The sequence below is a fragment of the Caulobacter radicis genome (genome assembly GCF_003094615.1).
Classification (GTDB): domain Bacteria; phylum Pseudomonadota; class Alphaproteobacteria; order Caulobacterales; family Caulobacteraceae; genus Caulobacter; species Caulobacter radicis.
In genome coordinates, this window is the sequence record NZ_QDKO01000009.1 from 152,203 (window position 1) to 175,861 (window position 23,659).

Genomic DNA, 23,659 nt, shown 5'->3' on the forward strand with positions numbered 1-23,659 from the left:
TAGGTGGCATAGGTTCGCACTGACGCGCGGAGCCATTTGTCCGCTGGCGTAAGACCCCTGGACGGGGCCTGCACCCTACCGGTCTAGAAAATTGAACCCGGGCGTGTGCCGCCGGCCACAGGCAGGGGCCTGACCTAAAACCTCAAGCGTGCTTACATTGCGGCTTAAGCCGCATGCCGAGACTAGGTCGGGCGACGGGCGGCCGGTCAAGGGTGGCCGAAGGCCATCGCCGAAGGCGACGGCGCTAGCCGCCCTTGAGGGGCTGCCCGACGGCTGGCCCCACCCCGGCGAAGCCGGGAAAGAACAAAGAAAATCAGCCGATTAGCTCGAACCTGGCGCCAAACCGGCGCCAGGTTCGAGGGCGTGGCGCCAAGCGGCCGCGCCGAAAAACGATGTGCAGACAATTACTTACGGCAGCCAACCCATGGGGTTGGCGCCGTAGCTTTATCTTGCCTTACGCCGAACCTCCCCCCGCCTGAACTTCTGCGCTCTATCTGTTCCCCAGCACTCCTAGCCACCACAGAAAGCACGGCTCCGCCGGGACGGACTGGCTAAGTCCTAGTGCTTAGGGAGGGACTGGCGGCGTCGCGGCAAACGTGGATGCGGAGATTAGGCCGAATTATCTCCGCATAAAGTGCGGAGAATGGGCTTGCCATGGCGGGAGCCTACGCCCAAACTTCGGCCGAAAGGCACGGGCTATGGCGCACTATATATACGACCGGGACGGCTGGCCGAACCTTGAATGGGACAAGGCGGCGCTTGCGGACCAGCTCGCTCATGTCCGCCATCGGCAAGGCCGTCTGCTCGGCCGGATGGATGCCTTGGGGTTCTCGCTGCGCGAGGAAGCCGCGCTAAGAACCCTTACCGAAGACGTCCTGAAATCGAGCGAGATCGAGGGCGAAATCCTCGACAAGGAGCAGGTTCGATCGTCCATCGCTCGACGCCTGGGAATCGATGTTGGGGCGCTCAAACCTGCCGATCGCCACGTCGATGGTGTCGTTGAAATGATGCTCGACGCCACCCAGCGGTTCGATCAACCGCTATCCGAAGAGCGTCTTCTAGGCTGGCACGCGTCGCTCTTCCCGACCGGATATAGCGGCCTTAGCAAGATCGTCGTCGGCGCCTGGCGCGATGAAAATGCCGGCCCGATGCAGGTGATTTCCGGGCCGATCGGGCGCGAGAAAGTCCACTACGAGGCGCCAGCGGCCGGTCGTTTGGCCGACGAAATGCGGGCCTTTCTGGGGTGGTTCAATGGCGATGCTGGAGACGATCCGGTCGTCAAAGCTGCGCTCGCTCACCTTTGGTTTGTCACCGTTCATCCGTTCGAGGACGGCAACGGACGCATCGCCAGAGCCATCGCCGACATGGCGCTCGCGCGCTCGGACGGTAGTCCTCAGCGCTTCTACAGCATGTCCTCGCAGATCCGATTGGAGCGGAAGGATTACTACGACACGTTGGAGGCGACGCAGAAGGGGGGCGTCGATGTCACGGGGTGGATCGCGTGGTTCCTAGGCTGTCTCGACCGGGCTTTTGATGGTGCCGAGGCCACGTTAGCGACGGTGCTTGCCGCCGCGCGCTTCTGGGAAACCCATGCGGGTGAGGCCTTTAATGAGCGTCAGCGGGCGATGCTTCAGCGGCTGCTTGCGGGTTTTGAGGGCAAGCTGACATCGTCGAAATGGGCGACGATCACGAAGTGCTCCCAGGATACTGCCGGGCGCGATATCGACGACCTAATCACGCGCGGTGTGTTGGTCAGGGATATCGGTGGGGGGCGGAGTACAAGTTACGCCCTCGCACATTCCAAGGCGGATATTTGACCCTATCCGGACTCTGCAGTCAGCACATCGAGAACTGTTACCGACGTCCGGAAGCTCGGATCCCAGCACACTTTACCTTAGCCGCTAGGCAGCGGTGGCCGATTTCAAAAAAGCGGCGCGCCGACGTCGCGCGTTCTGAGTCGCTCAGGGCGCACATGTCGTGCCTGGGGTCGCTTGCAGCTGGCGGAGTGCTTAGCACGGGTTATCCACGCAGTTGCATGGATGTCGCGGGCAAATAGCTAGGCAGCCGTTGACACCTAAACCCGACTGCCGACAGGAAGCTATCCGGCTTCCGGGTTCGGTGGACCTGGTGATCTCAGCGGGTTGTTATTGAGGACTGAGTCGGATGAGAGGCCAGTCCGAAGAGGGTGAAGAGAGATGACGGGCCAGGAGCAACGCGCCGCGCTTCAACGAAAAATCTGGGATATCGCGAATGATGTGCGCGGCTCGGTCGATGGATGGGACTTCAAGCAGTATGTCCTGGGTACGCTCTTCTACCGCTTCATCAGCGAGAATTTCGCCGCCTATATCGAGGCGGATGACGACAGCATCAACTATGCTGATCTGGCGGACGATATCGTCACTGATGACATCAAGGATGATGCCATCAAGACCAAAGGCTATTTCATCTACCCCAGCCAGCTGTTCGTCAATGTGGCGAAAGGCGCCAACACGAATGACAGCCTGAACACTGATCTGGCTCAGGTTTTCGCGGCGATCGAGTCGTCAGCGAATGGCTACCCGTCCGAGCAGGACATCAGAGGACTCTTTACCGACTTCGATACGACCAGCATGCGGCTTGGCAACACGGTCACGGAGAAGAATAGCCGTCTCGCCAAAGTGCTGAAACGCGTTGCTGAGCTGGATTTCGGAGGCTTCGACAACAGCCAGATTGATCTCTTCGGCGATGCCTACGAATTCCTAATTTCAAACTACGCTGCTAATGCGGGCAAATCCGGAGGTGAGTTCTTCACTCCGCAACACGTCTCCAAACTCATCGCGCAGCTCGCCATGCATGGGCAGGAGAAGGTCAACAAGATTTACGACCCCGCCTGCGGCTCCGGCTCGCTCCTACTGCAAGCCAAGAAGCATTTCGACGCGCATATCATCGAAGAGGGTTTCTTCGGGCAAGAGATCAATCACACGACCTACAACCTCGCCCGCATGAACATGTTTCTGCATAACATCAATTACGACAAGTTCAACATCCAGCGCGGAGACACGCTCACCCAGCCCCACTTCCAGGATGACAAGCCGTTTGACGCTATCGTGTCCAACCCGCCCTATTCGGTTAAGTGGATTGGCTCGGATGATCCCACGCTAATCAATGACGAGCGGTTCGCGCCAGCGGGTGTGTTGGCACCGAAATCAAAGGCAGACTTTGCCTTCGTCCTCCATGCACTCAGCTATCTGTCAGCGAAGGGCCGCGCGGCGATTGTATGCTTTCCGGGGATCTTCTATCGCGGCGGGGCGGAACAGAAAATCCGCCGATATCTGATCGATAACAACTATGTTGAAACCGTGATCGCGCTTGCGCCGAACCTGTTCTTTGGCACCACCATTTCGGTGACGATCCTTGTGCTGGCCAAGAACAAGACGGGCACTGATGTGCAGTTCATTGACGCGTCGGGCGAGGCGTTTTTCCGCAAAAGCACCAACACCAACCTGATGGAAGATCGCCATACTGACGAAGTTATTCGCCTTTTTGCCACTAAGGAAAATGTGGCCCATGTGGCGGAATGCGTGGATCAGCAACGCATCATCGACAATGATTATAACCTGTCGGTCAGCGCTTATGTGCAGCCCAAGGATACCCGTGAGGTGACGGATATCGCCGTGCTGAATGCTGATTTGAAGACAACCGTTGCGCGGATCAACCAGTTGCGCGCCGACATCGACGAGATCGTCGCTGAGATCGAGGCGTGAGCGATATGGGGTATTTGAAGCGGCTTTTGGATGGGGCGGCGGTGGAATGGATGCCGTTGGGGCAAGTTGTCAAGGTTCTGCGAGGGAAACGGCTAACCAAAAGCGAACTGACCGAGGATGGCGCTTACCCCGTTTTCCACGGTGGGCTTGATCCCCTGGGCTACTACGGCGAAGCTAATCGCCCCGCCAACTCAGTGATGGTGATCAACGTCGGAGCTTCTGCGGGAACGGTGGGATTCAGTTCCGTTGATTTTTGGTCTTCTGATGGTTGCTTCACCTTGGCGCACGCTGAAGCGGTCAATAGCAAGTTCTTATATCATTTTTTGATCGGCCGCGAACATTACATCAAGGGTCAAGTAAGGGTTGCCGGAATTCCAACTCTCGACGCTTTCGTGGTTGAGAATATCCTGACCCCCATCCCATGCCCCGATGATCCGGAGAGGTCGCTGGCGATACAGGGCGAGATTGTGCGGATACTCGACAGCTTCACGGAGCTAACCGCTGAGCTAACCGCCGAACTAACCGCCGAACTAACCGCCCGCAAAAAACAGTACGATCACTACCGTAATCGACTTCTAAGTTTTGAAGATGAGGAAGTGGAGTGGAAGACATTGGGAGATGTGACCCTGAAATCCTACTCCGGTGCGACACCAAAAGCGGGAAGCGCCAAATACTATGAAGGGGGCACCATCCCTTGGCTGCGGACCCAGGAGGTTGTTTTCTCAGACATTTACGAAGTGTCCGAAAAGATCACGCCACTTGCGCTTAAAGAAACGGCAGCAAAATGGGTGCCCGCCAACTGCGTGATTGTAGCTATCTCGGGGGCAACTGCTGGTCGGTCGGGAATTAACAAAATACCGACCACAACCAACCAGCACTGCTGCTGCTTGGAAATCGACCCAAAGCAAGCGCTTTATCGCTACGTCTTCCATTGGGTCAGCATGAACTACGACAAAATCAAAGGAATGGGACAGGGCGCGCGGGGTGATCTAAACTCTGCAATCATCAAAGACTTTGAAATTCCCATTCCGTTTCCCCATGACCCCGAAAAATCCTTAGCAGAGCAAGCCCGCATCGTTGGCATCCTCGATAAATTCAACACGCTGACCACCTCCCTCAGCGAAGGCCTGCCGCGCGAAATCGCGCTGCGGCAGCGGCAATATGAACACTACCGCAACCTGCTCCTGGGCTTTCACGCGGGGGCTGCGGCATGAGCAAAACACTTGAGGAAATCGCTAATCATCTGCACGAAGCAAACAAAAAGGTGCAACTGATCTATGCCTTCAACGGCACAGGCAAAACCCGCCTGTCCCTCGCCATGAAAGACCTCATTGATCCGAAGGCGGAAGAGCGCTTAGACCAACGCCGCCCGAAAGTCCTTTATTATAACGCGTTTACCGAAGACCTTTTCTATTGGGACAATGACCTGGACGGCGACACGGAGCGCAAGCTTCGCATTCATCCGAACGCCTTCACCAAATCCGCATTTGAAGATCTTGGTCTCGATATCAGGGTTATCACCGCGTTCCAGCGCTACACCCAACCGAACCTGACTCCGCGCTTCAACGAAGAGTACAAAATCAAAGACAAGTACGATAATGAGGTCACGGTCCCGGCGTTTTCCGAAGTGACCTTCTCGCTCGAACGCGGCACAGATACAAGCACCGGCAACCTCAAAATCTCCAAGGGCGAAGAGAGCAACTTCATCTGGAGCGTTTTCTATTGCCTGCTGGATCAGGTCATCAGCACCCGCAACACCGCCGAACTCGATGAGCGCGAAACGGATCAGTTCAATGACCTCGACTATATCTTTATCGATGACCCGGTCAGCTCACTGGATGAGAACCACCTGATTCAGCTTGCCGTCGATGTGGCAGGCCTGATCACAAGCAGCGAAAGCACGAACGGCCTGAAGTTCATCGTTACAACGCACAACCCGCTTTTCTTCAATGTGCTATTCAATGAATTGCAACAGAAAACCTGTTACATGCTGAAGCGGCTAGAGGATGGAACCTTTGAGCTGAATGCGAAGAACGGCGATTCCAACCAGAGCTTTTCGTACCACCTTTACCTCAAGCATACGCTGGAGCAGGCGATTGCGGCGGACAAGATCGAACGGTATCACTTCACACTGCTGCGCAACCTGTATGAGAAAACATCGAATTTTCTGGGCTATCCACGGTGGTCTGAGCTTCTGCCCGGCGACAAGAAACTCTATCTGAACCGAATAATCCAATTCACGAGCCATAGCACACTTTCCAACGAGGCCGTTGCCGAGCCCTCCCCGCAGGAGAAGCAGACGGTGAAGCTTCTGTTGGAGCATTTGCGCAACAATTACAGCTATTGGCAGGAGCGCACACCGAATGCCTGAGCAAACCAAGCCAATCGCAGAGACCAACCGCTTCATCGTGCTCGATAAATATGTGCGCGCATGGGAAGCGGCTAACAGCTATCAGTCTGAGGCGGACCTGGAGCGCGAGCTTGTCCAGGACCTTTGCAACCAGGGCTACGAGTTTCTAAACAATCTGCGATCACCTGGTGCCATGCTGGCAAATATTCGCGTCCAGCTTCAGTCGCTCAACGACGTTCAATTTAGCGACAAGGAGTGGGCGCGGTTCGTTGAGACCTATTTGGATCGCCCCAGTGACAGCGTCACGGACAAAGCCCGCAAAATCCACGAAGACTATATATTCGATTTCGTCTTCGATGATGGCCGCATTCAGAACATCTATCTCGTCGATAAGACGAATGTCTGCCGCAACAAGGTCCAGGTCATCAAGCAATTCGAGCAGGTCGGGACGTACGCGAACCGCTACGATGTGACGATCCTGGTGAATGGGCTGCCTCTAGTGCAGGTCGAGGTTAAGAAGCGCGGCGTCGCCATCCGAGAGGCCTTCAATCAGATACACCGCTACAGCAAGGAGAGTTTTAACTCAGACAATTCTCTTTTCAAGTATTTGCAGATCTTCGTGATCTCAAACGGCACAGACACACGCTACTTCGCCAACACGACCAAGCGCGATAAAAACAGCTTCGACTTCACGATGAACTGGGCGCAGGCCGATAACAGCCTGATCAGGGATCTGAAGGATTTTACGGCAACTTTCTTCGAGAAACGCACTCTGCTGAAAGTGCTCTTGGAATATTCGGTCTTCGATGTCAGCGACACGCTTTTGGTGATGCGTCCCTATCAGATCGCGGCGACCGAACGCATCCTGTGGAAGATCAGAAGCTCGTTCGAAGGCAAGACGCTTAGCAAGCCGGAGAGCGGCGGGTTCATCTGGCACACGACAGGGTCTGGAAAGACGCTGACCAGCTTCAAGGCGGCCCGTATCGCCACCGAACTCGAATTCATCGACAAGGTCCTTTTCGTGGTTGACCGCAAGGACCTCGATTACCAGACGATGAAGGAGTATCAGCGCTTCTCCCCCGATAGCGTCAATGGCTCAGACAGTACGGCAGGGTTGAGGCGAAACCTATCAAAGGACGATAACAAGATCATCGTCACGACGATCCAGAAGCTCAACAATTTGATGAAGACCGAAGGCGACCTGCCGATCTATTCGCAGCGCGTCGTCTTCATTTTCGATGAATGCCACCGCAGTCAATTTGGTGAAGCGCAAAAGAATCTCAAGCGCAAGTTCAAGCATTTCGCTCAGTTTGGCTTTACTGGAACGCCAATCTTCCCGGAAAACGCTTTGGGTGCGGAGACGACGGCCAGCGTGTTCGGAAGCGAACTTCACTCCTACGTCATCACCGATGCAATCCGTGATGAGAAGGTGCTGAAATTCAAGGTCGATTATAATGATGTGCGCCCACAGTTTAAGGCGATCGAAACAGAACAGGATCAGAAAAAACTTACTGCTGCTGAAAACCGGCAAGCCCTTCAGCACCCGGAGCGCATCGCGGGGATTTCCCGATACATCCTGGAAAATTTTCGTCGCAAGACGCATCGGCTTCATGGAGGCAATAAGGGATTCAACGCCCTGTTCGCGGTCAGCAGCGTTGATGCCGCGAAGCTCTATTATGAAAAATTGAATGCGCTTCAGATAGGCAGTGAAAAGCCGCTGAAAATCGCGACCATCTTTTCATTTTCAGATAATGAAGAACAGGAAGCGGTTGGCGAAATTCCCGACGAGAGCTTTGAAGTATCTGCGCTCGACAGCAGCGCCAAGGAATTTCTGAGCTCTGCTGTCGCTGAATATAACGCGTTTTTCAGAACCAATTTCAGCGTCGATAGCAAGGGCTTCGAGAATTACTATCGGGACTTGGCTAAGCGAGTAAAGTCAAAGGAAGTTGATCTTCTCATTGTGGTGGGGATGTTCCTGACCGGATTCGACGCGCCAACCCTCAACACGATTTTCGTGGATAAGAACCTGCGTTTTCACGGCCTCATCCAAGCTTATTCACGAACTAACCGCATTTACGATGCAACCAAGACGTTCGGTAACATCGTCACCTTCCGCGACCTAGAAGGGGCTACTGTCAAAGCGATCACGCTTTTTGGCAACGCCAACACGAAGAATGTCGTTCTGGAGAAAAGTTACGCCGAGTATATGGAGGGTTTCACAGACCTGACGACAGGCGAGGCGCGGCGCGGCTTTGTCGAGGTGGTCCGGGAACTTGACGAGCGTTTCCCGGATCCCGCCGCGATTGAGAAGGAAGCAGACAAAAAGGCCTTTGTGAAGTTGTTCGGCGAGTACCTGCGCGTCGAGAATATCCTCCAAAACTACGATGAATTTTCAAGCCTGAGGCAACTCCAAGAGATCGATGAAGGAGATGAGAAAGCCCTGGCGGCATTCAAAGAGCGGCATCAGTTGAGCGATGATGATGTCGTGGAGCTCAAATCTGTCCCAATGCCATCTGATCGGAAGGTCCAAGACTACCGGTCAACCTATAACGATATCCGAGATTGGATTCGCCGCGAAAAGGCTAGCGCGGAGCAAGTCGAATCAAAGATCGACTGGGATGATGTAGTGTTTGAGGTCGATCTTCTCCGGTCACAGGAAATAAACCTTGATTATATCCTTGAGTTGATATTCGAGCATAACAAGAAAATCAAAAGCAAATCTGAGCTGGTAGGTGAAATACGCCGCGTGATCCGGGGTAGTATCGGCAACCGCGCCAAGGAAAGCCTAGTCGTTGATTTCATCAATCAGACAAATTTGGATGAACTCGGGGACAAAGCTGGCGTGATCGAAGCCTTCTTCGCGTTTGCTCAAGCCGAGCAAGTTCGCGAAGCAGAGGAGCTTATCGCTGATGAGAAACTGAACCCGGATGCCGCTAAGCGCTATATCGAGACATCAATCAAGCGCGAGTATGCAAGCGAGAACGGTACGGAGTTGAATTCCATCTTGCCGAGAATGAGCCCGCTCAACCCACAATATTTGACCAAAAAGCGAGACGTTTTCCATCGGATCTCCGCGTTTGTTGAAAAATTCAAGGGTGTAGGCGGAAAGATTTAGACGCAATAGCTTTCATCCCTAGGTCTGAACTTTGCGACACGACGCGCTCGCGCTGTTCTGAGATAAGGAATCTACCCGCCCTGATAGCGGGCTAGGCGGAGGGCGACTTCGGCTTTAGGGAGCCGGCATCGCGGGTGGCTCGACGTCTTGAGCAGCGCGCTCGCCAGGGTGTCGTGATCGCAGGCACCTTCAGCCTCCAGCTGGTCGAGCACCCAGAGCGCGCCGTGCACGTCCACCTGGTGGGCTTCGGCTGCTCGCCTCAAGCCCGCGTCACCCGTCAGCAGCGTCCACCGCCGCGCCTGCGCTAGCGCGAAGGCGAAGGTGTCCGGCAGGGAGAGGGAGCGATCGGCCCTCGACAGGATAGTGGCGCTCTGCACCTCGGCCGGTGCCAGTTCCTCCACCCGCAGGCCCAAGGCGATGAGCCGATCGCCGAGCGGCCCGGCCAGCTCGCGCTCAAAGAGCAGGTCGGGCACGACGAATTCCGCGGCCAATTCGAATGCCGCCTCCAGAATCTCTCCGCGTTCCAGGTCGATGATGATCGACGTATCCGAAACGAGGACCCCCATGGATCAAGCCGCCTGTTCCAGGCGGGCGTCTAGCTCACGCACTGAAATGCCGAGCATCTCGGCCGCGCGACTTTCGCCAATGACGTTTTCGGCCAGGGCCCTGAGGCAAAGCCGCTCGAACCGCTTAGGTTCTTCCTCTTCGGCCTGCATTGAGGCGGGCTCCTTGAACGGCGGCGATCGCCAGCCGCGTTCGTCAAATTCGCGATAGAGCGCCGAGAACGCCTTGGCGTCGATGATGCCCAGATCCCGGCAGCGGAACGTGATCGCCTGGACGCTGACGCCGAAGCGCTTCTTGAGCGCCACCAGTTCGCCGATGCTGATCATCGAGCGATGCGCGCCGACCTCTGCGCGCACGACATCGGCGGGCATCAGAAAAGCGCCCGCGAACCGGTGCGCGGCCTTCTCATCATCAACGCCCGCCGCCGGCGTCATGACCATGTGGCCCAGCTCGTGGGCGAGCGTGAAACGCTTGCGCTCAGCCCAGATGTGCCGCCGCACCACCACGACCCGGGCCGCGTCGCGGCCGTGGCGGCGCACGCGAGCGGCTAGGCCGTCGATATCCTCAAGGTCCAGCGACAGGACCTTGATGCCCCGCTCTTCCAGAAGTTCCGCCAGTTTGGGAATGGGGTCATGGCCCAGACCCCATTCCTCGCGCACGGATCGCGCGGCATCTTCGGCGTCGCGAACGTCGCTGACGGGATAGGGCGCGCTACGCGGCTGTTCCCAGTCGGCGCTTTTAAGCTGCAGAAGGTCTTCGATCGCTAAATAGCGCTCGAGCAACTGGATCGTCAGCGCCTCGACCGTCGCCTCTTCCTTGGCAGACGTCTTCTTTCGGAAGTCGACGCCTTCCAGCACCAGCTCCTCGTCGCTGAGCAAATAGCCTTCGCTGACCTGCAGAGCCGCCGCCAGCGCCATCAATATCCGCGACCCAGGCATGTCCTCGTTGCGCTCGTACTTGCCGATGGCTTGCGGAGACACCACGCCGCCCATGCGGTCGGCGAGGGCGCGCAGCGACAGGCCCGCGGAAGCCCGCGCCACCTTCAATCTGCGTCCAATCATGACCTGCTCCTCGTTGTCGGTTTACAAAAATCGCATCTGATGGTTATTTTGTAAACCGAAAGGCCTTGAAGACCCCTAATCCCTGCCCATGTACCTGAAGAGATAACGCTGTTTCGCCCACTTTTGTAAACCGAGGATCCCATGGCTTGGTCGTCGCCGCAGAATGATCCGTTCGCCGATCCGCTGGACGCGGTGCTGGCCGAAATCGCCCTGAACCTTCAACTGCCGCCGGGACTTCACGCCAAGGCCGTCGAACGCTCCGAGGCGGTTCGCAAATACATCGAACGGCCGGGCAGCCCGCTCTTTGGCCGGGTGAGCTACTTCTACCCCCAGGGCTCGATGCGGATCGACGCCACGATCTCCACCCGCGGCACCGACGACGAATACGACATCGATATCGTGGCCGAGATCTTCGGCGGCGATCTGCGCCCTGAGGCCCTGCTGGACGACCTCTACGCGGCACTGGCCGACTATCCGGTGCAGCGCGTTGTGCGCCAGACGCGATGCGTCACCCTCTACTACGCCGACGGCATGCACCTGGATGTGACGCCGGCGCGGCGCACGGCGGCCAAGGACAAGGAAAGCGTCATCGCCCACGCCAAGGGCGGCGCCGACGCCGAGCCGGGCATCTACGTGCCGATGAACGCCTATGCGTTTGGCCAATGGTATACCGACCGCACGCCGACCGAGGAGACCTTCGCCAAGGCGATGAACGAGCGGCTCTATGCTCAAGACGGCATGGTCTTCGCCGAGGCGGAGTCCGATGACGTTCCGGCTCAGACTCCCCTGATCATCAAGAGCGTCACCACGGTGGCGCTGCAACTGCTCAAGCGTCATCGCAACATTCTCTACGCCGACGCCACGGGCCGCATCCCGCCGTCGATCCTGTTATCGTGTCACGCCGGCCACGCGGCCGTACCCGGCATGCGTCTGGCGGAGATGTTGATCCGGCAGGCGCGTTGGACGGCGCGCGCGATCGACGACGCCGCCCGGCTCGGCCGGCTATTGTCGGTCGCCAACCCCGAGCATGCGGGAGAGCTGTTCACCGACCGCTGGCCCGAGTCGCAAAGCCAGCAGCAGGCCTATGCCGCCGCGCTCCACAAGCTGGCCAACGGCCTGGAGGCGCTGCGGACCGCCGATGTCCAGCTGGAAGACTTGCAGCAGTGGATGCGCGTGCAGTTCGGGGAGCGCGTAGTGACCCGCTCGATCCAGAAATTCAACGAGCGCCTCGGTCGCCAGGTCAAGGCCGTCGAGCACGGCTACACCCGCAATGGCGGCTTGTGGACACCGTCGACGCCGAAATTGGCCGGACTGACCAGCGGCGCGGCTTCGCTTCTGGCGCCGGTCGCCGCCCGCGCTCACACCAATATGGGCGAGCGTCGCTTCCGATGATCCTGACCATCGACCAGCAGATCGAAGCGATGGACGTCATCTGGCCGACGTTCAAGCTCGTTCGGCGCGAGGGTCGGGCGGCGATCTGGCGCGGAGCGGTTCGCCCGCTCCTGCAGACCTATGTGGTCGAGGTTTTCTATCGGGCGCCGTTGGCGCTGGAGCATGTCCCCATCCAACGGCTCCAGCCGCAGGTGGAGATTCTCCATCCACAGCTTCGGCCGCGCCCCGGGGACCCGGAGGGCATGCTGCCGCACGTCTACTACGGCGCCGACGGCGGGGTGTCGCTCTGCCTGCTGGATCCGGACGCCAAGGAGTGGTCGGCCTCGGATCTCCTGGCGGAAACCACGGTGCCTTGGACCATCGACTGGCTCGCCGCCTACGAAGGCTGGCGGGCGACCGGACAATGGACGGCGCCCGGGCGCCATGTGGAGGCTTGAACCATGGCCAAGACGCGCATTCCCCAGAAGGTCCAGTCCGCGCTGTGGGCGCGGGCGAGCGGACGCTGCCAGTACCGAGGCTGCAATCGAAACCTGGTGGGCGACCTGGAAGCCGGGCGGGAGGACGGCACGTTCGGCTTCATTGCTCATATCGTGGCTGATGCGCCGGATGGTCCGCGCGGCTGCTCCATCCGGTCACCCTTGCTCGCCAAATCCCTTGAGAACCTCATGCTGATGTGCGGGAAGCATCACAAGGAGATCGACGTCGACGGCCCGGAGGATCACCCCGAGGCCCTGCTTCTGGAAATGAAGCGCGAGCACGAATTGCGGATCGAGCTGGTGACCGGCGTGGATCAAGATCGCGCCTCCCATGTGGTTCGCTTCGGGGCGAAGATCGGCCAGCGCGAAGCTCTGGTCTCCACGCGCGATCTGTTCCTGGCCATGCTGCCGCATAACCACCCCGCTGGCGGGCGCACCATCGATCTGGATATCGTCGGCTGCGCCTATCGCGATGATGAGGCCGACTACTATCGCTACCAGCGCGATAATCTGCGGCGGCAGTACGAGGCCCAAGTGCGCGGACGGATCGAGCGGCAGGAGATCCGCCACGTCAGCGTTTTCGCGCTCGCGCCTCAGCCCTTGCTGATCGAATTGGGCCGTCTGATCGGCGATATCCTGCCAGCCCAGGTCATGCAGCGACACCGCGAGCCTGCCACCTGGACCTGGCAAGACGACGCGCCCCCGATCGTCTACAAGGTCGGTGAAGGCGATCCGTCCCGCGAGGGGCCGATCGCCCTAAAGATTGGCGTCAGCGCGAGCCTCACGGACGCGCCGGTGACGGCGGTTTTGGGTCCGGACGCGGCGATCTGGTCGCTGACGGTCCCCGACCCGCATAACGATATTCTCCGCAGCGCGGCGGACCAGGTTCGGTTTCGATCGACCGTTCGCCGTTTGCTGAACCGCATCAAGGCGGTTCACGGCGAAGACCGGGAAATTCACCTTTTTCCGGCCATGCCGGCATCGCTCGCGGTCGAGCTTGGCCGTGTGTGGATGCCCAAGGCCGATCTGCCTTTGGTCCTGTACGACCGCCAAGGACCGCGCTTCATTCCGACTTTCACGCTTGGACAAGACGAGATTGCCCAACGGCTGGCGAGCTGACGTTCACGTAATCACGCTCAGGGTCAGCTGGTAGCGCTGGACAGCAGCAAATTGCGCGATGCCTCCTTTCAGCTGGCATAGCCTGAAGGGAGACATTGCATTCGCCGGAGAGGTGCGGTGCAAGCTGAGTTCGGTCGGATGGTTTGAACCGGCATGTCATAGCGCCATGGCATAGGCGTAGTTCTCAGAACCTACCGCCTCTGCGCGCCGTTGCTGGTGCGCTGAAGCGGTCACTTCTGAGAACTATGCCGACGCTCTGGCCCTCTAGGACATCCGTTCCGCGATCTGGGCATAGAGCAGGCGCTCGGGCTCACATTACGGTGTTTGTCGCGCGCTCCTCTGCATATTCCATTCCGCTTCGGGGACCGGGATCGCTGGGAAGGTTCGACCCGGAGATCCATTATGAGGTCGCTGCGCGGCACCGATCGACGGCTATAGCCGGAGACACCAGATGTACGGAAATTTCAGCGATCCACACATGCGCATGGCGATACGGATTGATCCTGAAATTTGGAACCGGATTTTCAGCGCGATTTTTCGTCGCGACCACGGACGGGCTTATCGAGCGTTTAACCGCATGCGCGGCAACTTTCTGACGATCGAGCGTTTTACGAGCGATTTTACGATAGCCGTATTGTGGGCGCTAAAATAAGGGACCATCTTTAAAGCGCCCTTTTACGTTGGAATTTGTGGTAGGAATTCCGACGAACCACGAGGAGATGATATGCTCGAATATGGCGAGGCATTCCTCGAACAGAATCGCGAAGGCCTAAAGCGCCTTTCCGAAAAGATGTCGCCTGCCGCGTTCGCCATCGCCATGGAAATGGCTGCGGCCAATGAGGACGAACAAGAGGTCGTCGAAGAGGAACTGGCCGAGGCTTGAACCGACCTTAGAGTTCCTCATCGACCGACACCTTAGCCTGGGGCCATTGACCCTCCAGGACAGACCCCCTGCACTCAGGGGTTAGCTCAGCAGTGATCGGCACGATACCGCTCAAACGCCACGACTGGGCATCCTCATTTAGACGACCGTCCAAGCTTCGCTCCTTCGCTTTGCCAGGTTGAAGCGTTAGGCATAGGCCATGAGCGCCATCGGGCAGCGAAAGCTCCTCGGTACGGCCTGTGTCGTCACGCCACAGCGCGATCTTGTCGGACGGCGGAAACCGCCGCGTAGCGTTGCTGCGAGCGATCAGGCCTTTCGACGTCACGCTGAGAACTGATGAGCCTGGATCCTCTGCTAGCACGGTGGCATAGCGTGCCGGCCAGCGGTCTTTGAGTTGAGGGCCGTCCATCAACAGCGCGATCAGCAGGTTCGGACCGATACCGCGAACGAGTTCCTGACAGGGATCGTTTCGGGCCAGATCCTCACAGATGAGCGTCGTCACTGTGGCGCCGCCGCGCAGAACGAAGACGTCGAGGCTGCGGCTAAGAATATCGATCTTCTCCCACCAGCCGGAATTGACGTCCAACGCAGACCCGAGCGCATAGCTGTCGATCTGCGAGCGTTCGATCCGCCAGCGATGGTGCTTCTCTCGCGTACTGATATCGAAGCGTCGGCCATTTTCGCCGTCATCGGAAAACCGCGCCATGGCCGCGAAGTTTCCTGATCGATAGCGAGAAGAATTGGGCATGCGCGCGTCGATGAGCCCCGACACCAGAAGTTCCAGCCCAGGCCGGCCCTGAAGCGCCTCGCACAGGCGCTCGAAGACCTGCTGGCTCAGCGCCGCTTCGGGAAAAACCAGACCGTGAACGGTATCGACATCCACCGCAGCGGCGTCCAGCACACCCGTCACGAAATCGATGAATACCCTCAACTCAGCTTCAAAGGCCTTACCCTTTGCCCCGCTGCCTGGGCACCAGTGGGCATCGATATGGAACCACCCCCAAGAGGCGTCCTTGGCCGGTATTGCCTTGAAGGCGTTGGCGCGAACCTTGAACGGCGTCGGAATGATCACGAGGTTGAACGGCGCCATCGCCTCTCCCTCGTCGTATGCACTCGGCGGTGCCGGGCTCCAGTAGGCCCTCGCCAACCCGCGCGACGGCAAGAGGGCAAGATTGTGGGTGAGCGATCGCAGCGTGCAGCCGACCTTAGGGGTGCGGCTCTTGGGTAGAACGCACACTTGATCGCGATCGGCGTTCGACAACGTGTAGATGCGATAGCCGTTGTTGATCCGCTGGCGCATATAGGCTTCTGCCTGCCGTGCGTGTGCATTGGTCACGCCAGTTTCGAACCCGACCCCGAGCGAGGCCTCGTCAGCAATCGCCAACAAGCCCACCGCCGCCGGCCACCACGGCCTTGGTCCTGAGTTGGGCAAGCGCTCTATAAAAAGGGATGAGTCGAACGACTCCCCGAGCTTAGACCACAGACGCATCACCGTCGCCGGCGGCGGTGCTAACCCCTTAGCCAGCGCCTTTCGCCAGTTACGGCCCGCCTTGGCCCACAGCTCCCGATCATCCTCCGAGATCGAGATCATGCGCGGACTATCACCGCCGCCCACTGCGGGGCTCACGTGGTGGTAACCCCCGCTTTTCAGCAACAGGAACCCGACGATCGCGAAAAGGTCCACCGCATGACACGGCGGATGGTCGAAGTCGGAATTGAGCTCGCGCCATTGGTTCTGCGGAAGAGCCTTGGCCTCGTACCAAGGATAGTCCCGATAGCCATTGGGGAAGAGCCCCTTTATCGCGTCGCGAATACGCAGCGCAGCGCGTGGGGGCGGCTTGATCGATTTCTTTAGCGCCACGCACGCCACTCCTGATGGAACCTGATACGCTTGCCACCCTGAAGCTAAGTGGCGAACTAGCCGAAAGCCAGTCCCCAGAAATCCAGGCCGTCTGGTTCGCTCAGGCGATCACCCGCCACCGCCAATAAATTGGCCTGAACGGTCGCCGTTAGCGCGCAATTATCAAGAGGGTCAACTTTCGTGTGCGATTCAGTCTCTGCCGTTGAGGCGGCCTGGTCGCTACCTGCGCTTCCCAGCTTCTTGGCCGGCGCATTCCCGGCCGTTAGAAAGCTGCCCCGTTCATAATGAATCAACCGTTACACGAGAAGGTGGCGAGTCGACCATCGCGAGTGTAAAAAGTGGCAGCGCAACCGAGCTCCGTGAAACCACACGTAAATTTCAGCGATTGGACGCGCGGCCGAGAGCTTGCGACGGTGGGTACGAACTCGGGCTCCGAAGTCTTAGCCTTCCAGGGCTGGCGTCGGTTCAAGGAGTCCTTTGCGCCAGAGATCGTTGAAAGAGCTGCCAACGAGACGCGTGACGCGACCGGATTGCGCGTACGTTCTTGCCTTGACCCATTTGGAGGCTCCGGAACGACAGCACTCGCGTGCCAGTTTTTGGGAATTATGCCGACAACGATCGAGGTAAATCCCTATCTCGCCGATTTAATTGAGGCAAAGTTGGACGTGGTGGATGTTAGGCATGCCGCTCGAACATTTGCCAGAATGCTACAAACTGCACCATATATTGCACCAGAAGACTTTTATTCTTCTGCTCCGCCTACGTTTGTGGAGCCCGGGCGCAGCGGAAAGTTTCTATTTTCTCTTGAAGTGTCCGGGAGGTTGGCGTCGCTGTGCTCCTTCATAGATAAGGAGACCGCCGGGCCGATACAGAGACTGCTACGAGTGCTTCTTGCATCTGCGGCTGTAGATGTCTGCAATGCGACCGTCAGCGGCAAAGGGCGTCGATATAGGCGAAATTGGGAGAAAAATTCCTTTTCTGCGGCCGATCTCGATCGGGCCTACATGAGACTATTCAGCACCGCGATATTCGACATCAGCCGTTACGGTGGTCGAGCGGAGTCGAGATACAATCTGATGAGAGGGGATGCGAGAAGACTTATAGAAAATAGTGACCAATTTGACCTAGCGGTATTTTCACCGCCATACCCCAACTCTTTTGACTATACAGATGTTTATAACATTGAGCTATGGTCGGGCGGCTATCTTAGAACAAAATCAGATAATATGGCGCTACGCCGAGATACAATTAGGAGTCATGTCCAGATTTCTCGAGACATGAGCAGTGCCGCACTGCAATCCAGTGCGCTGATCGAGGCCATGGAGCGGCTAACAGAAAAACGATCTGACCTGTGGAATCGCAACATACCCGACATGGTAAGTGCGTACTTCGGCGATATGCATACGATACTAGAGGCCATGAGGCAGAAAATGTCGACCAATGGTCGAGTTTACGCAGTTGTGGGTGATAGCTGTTATGCCGGTGTCGAAATTCCTGTGGCCAAGATACTGACGGAAATAAGCCCGGATTCCGGCTACAGAGTTGTGAGTTGCGAGCCGTTCAGGTCCATGCGCCTATCTCCTCAGCAGGGAGGAGATCCCAAACTTGCTGAGAGCCTACTCGTGCTCGAAGTAATTTAGGCCGTATATGAGCCCGCTTTGCGCCAGCTAGCAGGGTCCCTGTACAGGGGAAACCTCCGCACCCTCACCGCCTCCTTTAGATGGGCAGGCGCCGCTGCCAACACGTTCGACGCATCATGAGTGAGATTGGTGCCGACATCGTATAGAGCAAGCGTGCAGAACGGAAGCTCAAGCTCAGCACGATAGGCATGTCCCTGCTGGAGGCCCTCAAGCGTGACTTCTTCATCGGCCTTTCCGCCGCGAAGAACTTTTAGCTCTAAAACTCCCGCGATAGTAGGGCCCGCGCCTAGTGACGCACGCTGCAAAATCACCAGATCAGTTCTTCCGGCCGAGGTATTTGTTTGGGCAAGGATTTTTACCCTGCGTGACCTCCCACTAAAATAAGCCTGTATACCGCCCTTTAGGTGTCGCTCAATTTCATCTTCGAGGCCTTGATTTAATTTCCCGCCGAGCCACACCTTTACGGTATGCGAGCTGGGAGTTTTCATGTGCTCATTATAGATTTCATTCAGTGCGCCACAAATTTCATCTTGCGTAACATCCCCGGAAAATAAGGGGACACTTACCGTCCAGGATGCGTTTTCTTGAATTACGCCAGCCGGGTAGCAAGTTGCTCGTCGCCCCTGCCCGTCCCAGACCACAATGCAGCGATCGCCGAAGCCCCCGGCCTCAATCTCATCAAATGTCGTCGCTAGGTCCACGATGGGGGACTGGGCCGCCCATCCATTGTTTGAGTCCCTTCCGGTGAACACTACTCTGCTGGCGATGTTGCCGTGTCCATCTTGCATATGGACCATACGGGAGCTGCCGGCCCCGGCTTCGTCGCGGGGCATTTCGCTATACACGAAAACCGTTAAGGCAGCTGCTCTGCCTGCATGAGCGGCGGCTTTTACCGACGAAACAAAAAAGCGTCGATCGTCAGGCAAATCCTCGGGAATTGAATCGACATCATTGGCGATTACCAACTTCATGATATCGGCTCGTAATTGGCCTGACGTCTTATTCAATGCGGGGTCATCCATTGGCGGAACGCTGCAAATACCGAACGTACAAATGCAAGCTTGCGGAGGCGGTGAGAAATTCGTCAGCCACACCAATGTCCTCTATCGCCGTGCGACGAAGTATTTCTGCGCTTGGCGCAGAAAGGTTATTCGCTCGCCACTCGGCAAAATCGATCAGTGCGCCCGATGACCCTTCATCCCAAGTAAGATCGGCCTGGGTGGCTTCCTCAAGTATATTTTCAGAGATTGCACCTAGCGCCCCAGCCAGAGCACGAAAGAACTCGCGTAAGCGTAAGAAATCTGCGTCCATGTATATGTTGGACAATATGGAGCTGCATCGGTCGCGCATGATCCCGAATTCAGCGTCGAGAAATAAACGCTCCCCTTCAGCGGAAGGCTTTAAATTGTAAATATCTACTAACCCGAGGCCAACGAGCCTATCAACCTCCGACTGTAGGTCGGGGTAGTATGGTCCGGCTCTTCGCTTCAATATTCGTCCGCGCGTAGCATCCAGACCATATATTGGACTCAGAACGTCTGCCAGATAAGCTAGGGCGTGTAGCCGCCCCGTCGATATTGGGGTAATCGCTGCATACTCAGCAGCATCCAAAAGCATTAACAGCCTTATCTTGCGGCCGGCATTGCCGCCGTGCCGCTCCAACCATTCAGACGCGAACCGAGCATCGTCCATTAGAAACCATCGCTCCCGACGCCATATGGTGGAAAGAGTGCGCGATCTAGAAGGCCCCGGTATCTATCGCCGACCAAATGCACCGCCCGGGTTGGAGCCGCGATGGTCAAAAGATCGATTACGCGCGCGGAGCGCTCTTCGCGCGGAATAATCACCGGACTTGGATCCCCCTCCTCTGGAATGTAGGCCCCAAACAAAGCGGGTATCATATCGGCGTTAGTCAGATTTGACGTAACAACTAGCCGATTTTCGGAGTTTTCCTCCGTAAATTTTGCGAGAAATGCACCGGCTCTGCGCATGAAAAGGGCATCTAGACTGGCTTCTGGGGCGTCAAATATGAGAGCGACCGGACTCTCCTTTGTGGATGCCTCGGCTAGCGCCAAGCGAAAGGCCAGGTCTATAAATTCGCCCTGAGACATCGAGACCTCCTTCACGGACCGGCGGGCCGAAGGATTCTCAAAGGTGCCGGAGGTCATGCTCAGTCTAAATACAGGCCAAGGGTATGATTGCCCGCTTTCCCCAAGGGGGGCCCTATGCGTTTCGAGCGTTATTTCCGCAGCTTCAACCAGGAATTCCGAAATTCTGTTGCCAAACTTTTCGCGGATGGAATTTGCCTGAACCTCGATAGCTACTCGAAACTGTTCAAACACGTCGGAAAAGTCCAGCTCCGCTCGTCTTTGATCTGTCTGAAGTTGTTCGAGCGTAATTTCTTGCGTGCGAACCCTGTCTTCGAGCGCTTTGATCTCCGGCGGTGGCGGTGGTAGTGAGCCGCTAAGGTCGTCCAGGCGAACCTGACTGGCCTTGATTCTGGCTCGCAACTCGGCGATGCCTGCATCAATCTCACCGAACGATGACATAGTGACCTCAAGTCGCTCTCTCGCTGCGTCAAGCGAGCTGCGAGCTACAGCGAGCCGTTCGTCTGCTTTGGCCAGGCGAGCCTTCTCAAGGGTAGAGCGGGGAACAATTTCGTCGTGGCCTCCCGGAACGCAGCCGCACACGACGCAGCAACCTTCTTCAACCGCAGCCACCCACTGATCGATCAGGGGTCCGTTTTCGCCGCCGCAACTCAGACAGCTTTTATCACCCAGGAGGCGAGCCAGCATGTAGTGGCCAGCGTTGCTCGCATCTGGAAATGCGCTTGCAATCCGCGCGACCTTCAATGCCTCGACCTCCCGAAGCGCTTCGTCATGCGTAAAGCGCGCGCGCTCCAGTGCAGCTCGGGCATCAATCCTGTCGTCATCTGCTGCTATACGTCGCCCAACCAGCGTCTCCAGGCGCTCGGTGTCTCCATTGATCGCTTGAGCGAGGGCGCCGTACTCTGCCGATGTGGCATCTGCATTAGCGAGGTCACGCTTAGCTTTTACGAGTGATCGCCTATCTTTGTTGACTATGTATAGAAGATTTCTGTATGCACTATTAGTTGCAGATATTGCCTGGGCGGATTCTGCCAGATCCTGTGACGCTTTCGGTGTCAGAAATAGCGATTTGAATACATTCCTTTGAGCCTGCTGGCTCCACATCAACCGCCCTTGATCCTCAAACATGAATACTATGTAATTTAATATAATTATCACATCTTGAAATGAGCCAACATTCATGGCAAATTTTACGGAATCTCTGTAGTTCTCCTCGTCTGCAACTTGCGTTGCGCCATTGAGGGACCAATCCAAAATTGATAGATTGCTTAGATCTCTTTCTACAGTAAAGAGATCTGTACCTATGTTGAAATCGATTTTAAGTCGGGCATTTTTTGCCCCATCGGCAACGCGCGATCTAAAGCGATCACCGTCCCGATTAATCAGGTCCGGTTGGTAAACGCTGTAGTCATCGTTCCGAATTGCTGCACCACCGATCAGGCCATGGTATAGCATAAGTAAGAAAGTTGTTTTCCCCAGACCATTTACGCCAGCGACGAGGTGGAGGCCGGAAGTGAATGTGTGGCGAAGCCCTGGTTGAGTCTCTGTGCCGGGATAGAGCGCGTACCCTTGCACGTCGATTGATCGATAAACTGGAAAACGAACCCCCACAGCCCCACCTGTAGAAAACGACATCGGCGGATCATGGCCGCCCTGGTCGCAACTGCCAAGCTCGATTTAAAGTCGAGGTAAGGTGCGCGCTCGCGGTGTTCCAATCCGCGGGGCGGACTTCGTGCCGCGGCGGCGTCCATAGCGAAATGATAGGTTAAGCTGAAGGATGGCTTTTCATGATGCGGTTGCAGGGCTTGGTGAGTCACATCTGTGCCTTGGAGAGCGCGAGCAAGTAGCTCGTGCTGCGCCCCCCAGCGGCATCCCTGATCAACACGCCACGCCTAACCAGGTCGTCGATATCGCGCCCGGCCGTATCCTGAGAGCACTTAGTTATCGTCGCCCATTTCGACGAGGTCAGCTTGCCCTCGAAGCCCGCCAGCAAGCGCTGAAGCATGGCCCGCTGACGCTCATTGAAGGCCTCGCCAGCATGGGTTTCCCAGAAACGCGCGGCAGCCAACACCGTCGCCAACGTGGCCTCGGCGCCATCAAAAGCCCGGTCGAGACAGCCCAGAAACCACGCGATCCACCCCGTGACATCGACGCCCCCCTTCTGCGTCGCCTCTAACGTGTCGTAGTAGTCCTTCCGCTCCAACCGGATCTGCGAAGACATGCTGTAGAAGCGCTGGGGGCTACCGTCCGAGCGCGCCAGCGCCATGTCCGCGATCGCTCGGGCGATACGGCCATTGCCGTCTTCGAACGGGTGAACGGTGACAAACCAGAGGTGGGCGAGCGCAGCTTTGACGACCGGATCGTCCCCGGCATCGGCGTTGAACCACCCCAGAAAGGCCCGCATTTCGTCGGCCAAACGACCAGCCGCTGGCGCCTCGTAGTGGACTTTCTCGCGCCCGATCGGCCCGGAAATCACCTGCATCGGGCCAGCAGTTTCATCGCGCCAGGCGCCGACGACGATCTTGCTAAGGCCGCTATATCCGGTGGGAAAGAGCGAGGCATGCCAGCCTAGAAGACGCTCCTCGGACAGCGGTTGATCGAACCGTTGGGTGGCGTCGAGCATCATCTCAACTACGCCATCAACGTGGCGATCAGCCGGTTTGAGCGCCCCGATATCGATCCCCAAGCGCCGGGCGATCGACGATCGAACCTGCTCCTTGTCGAGGATCTCACCCTCGATCTCGCTGGATTTCAGGACGTCTTCCGTGAGGGTTCTAAGCGCAGCTTCCTCGCGCAGCGAGAAGCCCAACGCATCCATCCGGCCGAGCAGACGGCCTTGCCGATGGCGGACATGAGCAAGCTGATCCGCCAGCGCCGCCTTGTCCCATTCAAGGTTCGGCCAACCGTCCCGGTCGTATATATAGTGCGCCATAGCCCGTGCCTTTCGGCCTAAGTGTGGGCGCTGGCTCCTGGCATAGCAAGCTTATTCTCCGCAATTTATGCGGAGATAATGCCGTCTAATCTCCGCATCCAAGTTTCCCGCGACGCTTCTGGTCCCTCCCTAAGCACTAGGACTTAGCCAGTCCGTCCCGGCGGAGCCGTGCGGCCTGCGGCGACTGGAGATGTGGAAGTGCAGAGTGGGCGCAGGAGCTTTGGCAGAGGGTGGTTCGACGTAAGGCAAGATAAAGCTACGGCGCCAACCCCATGGGTCGGCTGCCGTAAGTGATTGTCTGCACATCGTTTTTCGGTGTGGCGGCTTGGCGCCACGCGCTCGGACCTGGCGCCAGGTTGGCGCCATTCCCGAGCTAATCGGCTGATTTTCTTCGTGCTTTACCGGCTTCGCCGGG

At 57.4% G+C, this 23,659-nt stretch carries 18 protein-coding genes; 11 read left to right on the plus strand and 7 right to left on the minus strand.

The genetic code is table 11. The features are described from left to right. Positions 1–698: 698 nt before the first annotated feature. The 5 genes from DDF62_RS03105 (at position 699) to DDF62_RS03125 (ending at position 9,208) form a co-directional block, all read left to right on the plus strand. The gene (locus tag DDF62_RS03105; RefSeq protein ID WP_116487756.1) at positions 699–1,817 is read left to right on the plus strand and encodes a Fic family protein; all 1,119 of its coding nucleotides are present in this window, start codon (positions 699–701) and stop codon (positions 1,815–1,817) included. A gap of 378 nt (positions 1,818–2,195) precedes the next feature. Continuing rightward, positions 2,196–3,743, plus strand: coding sequence for a type I restriction-modification system subunit M (locus tag DDF62_RS03110; RefSeq protein WP_116487757.1), 1,548 nt, complete (start codon positions 2,196–2,198; stop codon positions 3,741–3,743). Between the two features lie 5 nt (positions 3,744–3,748). After that, the gene (locus DDF62_RS03115) at positions 3,749–4,957 is read left to right on the plus strand and encodes a restriction endonuclease subunit S (RefSeq protein WP_244286717.1); all 1,209 of its coding nucleotides are present in this window, start codon (positions 3,749–3,751) and stop codon (positions 4,955–4,957) included. After that, the gene (locus tag DDF62_RS03120; protein WP_116487759.1) at positions 4,954–6,114 is read left to right on the plus strand and encodes an ATP-binding protein; all 1,161 of its coding nucleotides are present in this window, start codon (positions 4,954–4,956) and stop codon (positions 6,112–6,114) included. Before DDF62_RS03115 ends, DDF62_RS03120 begins: the two co-directional genes overlap by 4 nt. Next, positions 6,107–9,208 carry a type I restriction endonuclease subunit R gene (locus tag DDF62_RS03125; RefSeq protein ID WP_116487760.1) on the plus strand — a complete coding sequence of 1,034 codons (3,102 nt, stop codon included), beginning with the start codon at positions 6,107–6,109 and terminating at the stop codon, positions 9,206–9,208. The genes DDF62_RS03120 and DDF62_RS03125 overlap by 8 nt, the downstream gene beginning before the upstream one ends. 71 nt (positions 9,209–9,279) lie before the next feature. On the opposite strand, the gene DDF62_RS03130 is transcribed toward DDF62_RS03125, so the two are convergent. Together DDF62_RS03130 and DDF62_RS03135 are read right to left on the minus strand one after the other, a co-directional pair. Beyond that, on the minus strand, positions 9,280–9,774 hold the full coding sequence (locus tag DDF62_RS03130; RefSeq protein WP_116487761.1) for a PIN domain-containing protein: 495 nt from the start codon (positions 9,772–9,774) through the stop codon (positions 9,280–9,282). Between the two features lie 3 nt (positions 9,775–9,777). After that, on the minus strand, positions 9,778–10,833 hold the full coding sequence (locus tag DDF62_RS03135) for an XRE family transcriptional regulator (RefSeq protein WP_116487762.1): 1,056 nt from the start codon (positions 10,831–10,833) through the stop codon (positions 9,778–9,780). A gap of 141 nt (positions 10,834–10,974) precedes the next feature. Here DDF62_RS03135 and DDF62_RS03140 point away from each other — a divergent pair, with 141 nt between their 5' ends. From DDF62_RS03140 to DDF62_RS25485, 5 genes are all read left to right on the plus strand, one after another. Next, entirely contained in the window at positions 10,975–12,225 is a 1,251-nt protein-coding gene (locus tag DDF62_RS03140) for a nucleotidyltransferase domain-containing protein (protein ID WP_116487763.1), read from the plus strand. Next, a complete protein-coding gene (locus DDF62_RS03145) occupies positions 12,222–12,662 on the plus strand; it encodes a type II CBASS E2 protein (protein WP_116487764.1) in 441 nt (146 codons plus the stop codon). The genes DDF62_RS03140 and DDF62_RS03145 overlap by 4 nt, the downstream gene beginning before the upstream one ends. Before the next feature lie 3 nt (positions 12,663–12,665). Next, a complete protein-coding gene (locus DDF62_RS03150) occupies positions 12,666–13,820 on the plus strand; it encodes an SAVED domain-containing protein (protein WP_116487765.1) in 1,155 nt (384 codons plus the stop codon). Positions 13,821–14,271: 451 nt separating this feature from the next. Next, positions 14,272–14,472, plus strand: a complete 201-nt coding sequence (locus DDF62_RS25330) for a hypothetical protein (protein ID WP_133244876.1) — start codon at positions 14,272–14,274, stop codon at positions 14,470–14,472. Between the two features lie 72 nt (positions 14,473–14,544). After that, the gene (locus DDF62_RS25485; protein ID WP_165832158.1) at positions 14,545–14,703 is read left to right on the plus strand and encodes a hypothetical protein; all 159 of its coding nucleotides are present in this window, start codon (positions 14,545–14,547) and stop codon (positions 14,701–14,703) included. A 7-nt stretch (positions 14,704–14,710) separates the two neighbouring features. On the opposite strand, the gene DDF62_RS03155 is transcribed toward DDF62_RS25485, so the two are convergent. Continuing rightward, entirely contained in the window at positions 14,711–16,564 is a 1,854-nt protein-coding gene (locus tag DDF62_RS03155) for a hypothetical protein (RefSeq protein ID WP_133244877.1), read from the minus strand. 413 nt (positions 16,565–16,977) lie between these two features. Here DDF62_RS03155 and DDF62_RS25335 point away from each other — a divergent pair, with 413 nt between their 5' ends. Next, complete coding sequence (locus DDF62_RS25335) at positions 16,978–18,204, plus strand: hypothetical protein (RefSeq protein ID WP_133244878.1); 1,227 nt, start codon at positions 16,978–16,980, stop codon at positions 18,202–18,204. On the opposite strand, the gene DDF62_RS25340 is transcribed toward DDF62_RS25335, so the two are convergent. The 4 genes from DDF62_RS25340 to DDF62_RS03165 all read right to left on the minus strand — a co-directional run bounded on the left by DDF62_RS25340 (position 18,201) and on the right by DDF62_RS03165 (position 23,244). After that, a complete protein-coding gene (locus DDF62_RS25340) occupies positions 18,201–19,226 on the minus strand; it encodes a hypothetical protein (RefSeq protein ID WP_133244879.1) in 1,026 nt (341 codons plus the stop codon). The genes DDF62_RS25335 and DDF62_RS25340 overlap by 4 nt on opposite strands. After that, positions 19,219–19,896 carry a hypothetical protein gene (locus tag DDF62_RS25345; RefSeq protein ID WP_133244880.1) on the minus strand — a complete coding sequence of 226 codons (678 nt, stop codon included), beginning with the start codon at positions 19,894–19,896 and terminating at the stop codon, positions 19,219–19,221. Before DDF62_RS25345 ends, DDF62_RS25340 begins: the two co-directional genes overlap by 8 nt. Further along, complete coding sequence (locus tag DDF62_RS25350; protein ID WP_133244881.1) at positions 19,896–21,947, minus strand: hypothetical protein; 2,052 nt, start codon at positions 21,945–21,947, stop codon at positions 19,896–19,898. The genes DDF62_RS25345 and DDF62_RS25350 overlap by 1 nt, the downstream gene beginning before the upstream one ends. A gap of 178 nt (positions 21,948–22,125) precedes the next feature. Beyond that, on the minus strand, positions 22,126–23,244 hold the full coding sequence (locus DDF62_RS03165) for a Fic family protein (RefSeq protein ID WP_116487768.1): 1,119 nt from the start codon (positions 23,242–23,244) through the stop codon (positions 22,126–22,128). Positions 23,245–23,659: the final 415 nt, after the last annotated feature.

What these genes read in the sequence shown, in the direction of transcription:
- DDF62_RS03105 (WP_116487756.1), top strand. Translation starts at nt 699, where the DNA reads ATGGCGCACTATATATACGACCGGGACGGCTGGCCGAACCTTGAATGG.
- DDF62_RS03165 (WP_116487768.1), bottom strand. Translation starts at nt 23,244, where the DNA reads ATGGCGCACTATATATACGACCGGGACGGTTGGCCGAACCTTGAATGG.
- DDF62_RS25485 (WP_165832158.1), top strand. Translation starts at nt 14,545, where the DNA reads ATGCTCGAATATGGCGAGGCATTCCTCGAACAGAATCGCGAAGGCCTA.
- DDF62_RS03125 (WP_116487760.1), top strand. Translation starts at nt 6,107, where the DNA reads ATGCCTGAGCAAACCAAGCCAATCGCAGAGACCAACCGCTTCATCGTG.
- DDF62_RS03130 (WP_116487761.1), bottom strand. Translation starts at nt 9,774, where the DNA reads ATGGGGGTCCTCGTTTCGGATACGTCGATCATCATCGACCTGGAACGC.
- DDF62_RS25345 (WP_133244880.1), bottom strand. Translation starts at nt 19,896, where the DNA reads ATGGACGATGCTCGGTTCGCGTCTGAATGGTTGGAGCGGCACGGCGGC.
- DDF62_RS03150 (WP_116487765.1), top strand. Translation starts at nt 12,666, where the DNA reads ATGGCCAAGACGCGCATTCCCCAGAAGGTCCAGTCCGCGCTGTGGGCG.
- DDF62_RS25340 (WP_133244879.1), bottom strand. Translation starts at nt 19,226, where the DNA reads ATGGATGACCCCGCATTGAATAAGACGTCAGGCCAATTACGAGCCGAT.
- DDF62_RS25330 (WP_133244876.1), top strand. Translation starts at nt 14,272, where the DNA reads ATGTACGGAAATTTCAGCGATCCACACATGCGCATGGCGATACGGATT.
- DDF62_RS03110 (WP_116487757.1), top strand. Translation starts at nt 2,196, where the DNA reads ATGACGGGCCAGGAGCAACGCGCCGCGCTTCAACGAAAAATCTGGGAT.
- DDF62_RS03135 (WP_116487762.1), bottom strand. Translation starts at nt 10,833, where the DNA reads ATGATTGGACGCAGATTGAAGGTGGCGCGGGCTTCCGCGGGCCTGTCG.
- DDF62_RS03115 (WP_244286717.1), top strand. Translation starts at nt 3,749, where the DNA reads ATGGGGTATTTGAAGCGGCTTTTGGATGGGGCGGCGGTGGAATGGATG.
- DDF62_RS03145 (WP_116487764.1), top strand. Translation starts at nt 12,222, where the DNA reads ATGATCCTGACCATCGACCAGCAGATCGAAGCGATGGACGTCATCTGG.
- DDF62_RS03140 (WP_116487763.1), top strand. Translation starts at nt 10,975, where the DNA reads ATGGCTTGGTCGTCGCCGCAGAATGATCCGTTCGCCGATCCGCTGGAC.
- DDF62_RS03120 (WP_116487759.1), top strand. Translation starts at nt 4,954, where the DNA reads ATGAGCAAAACACTTGAGGAAATCGCTAATCATCTGCACGAAGCAAAC.
- DDF62_RS25350 (WP_133244881.1), bottom strand. Translation starts at nt 21,947, where the DNA reads ATGTCGTTTTCTACAGGTGGGGCTGTGGGGGTTCGTTTTCCAGTTTAT.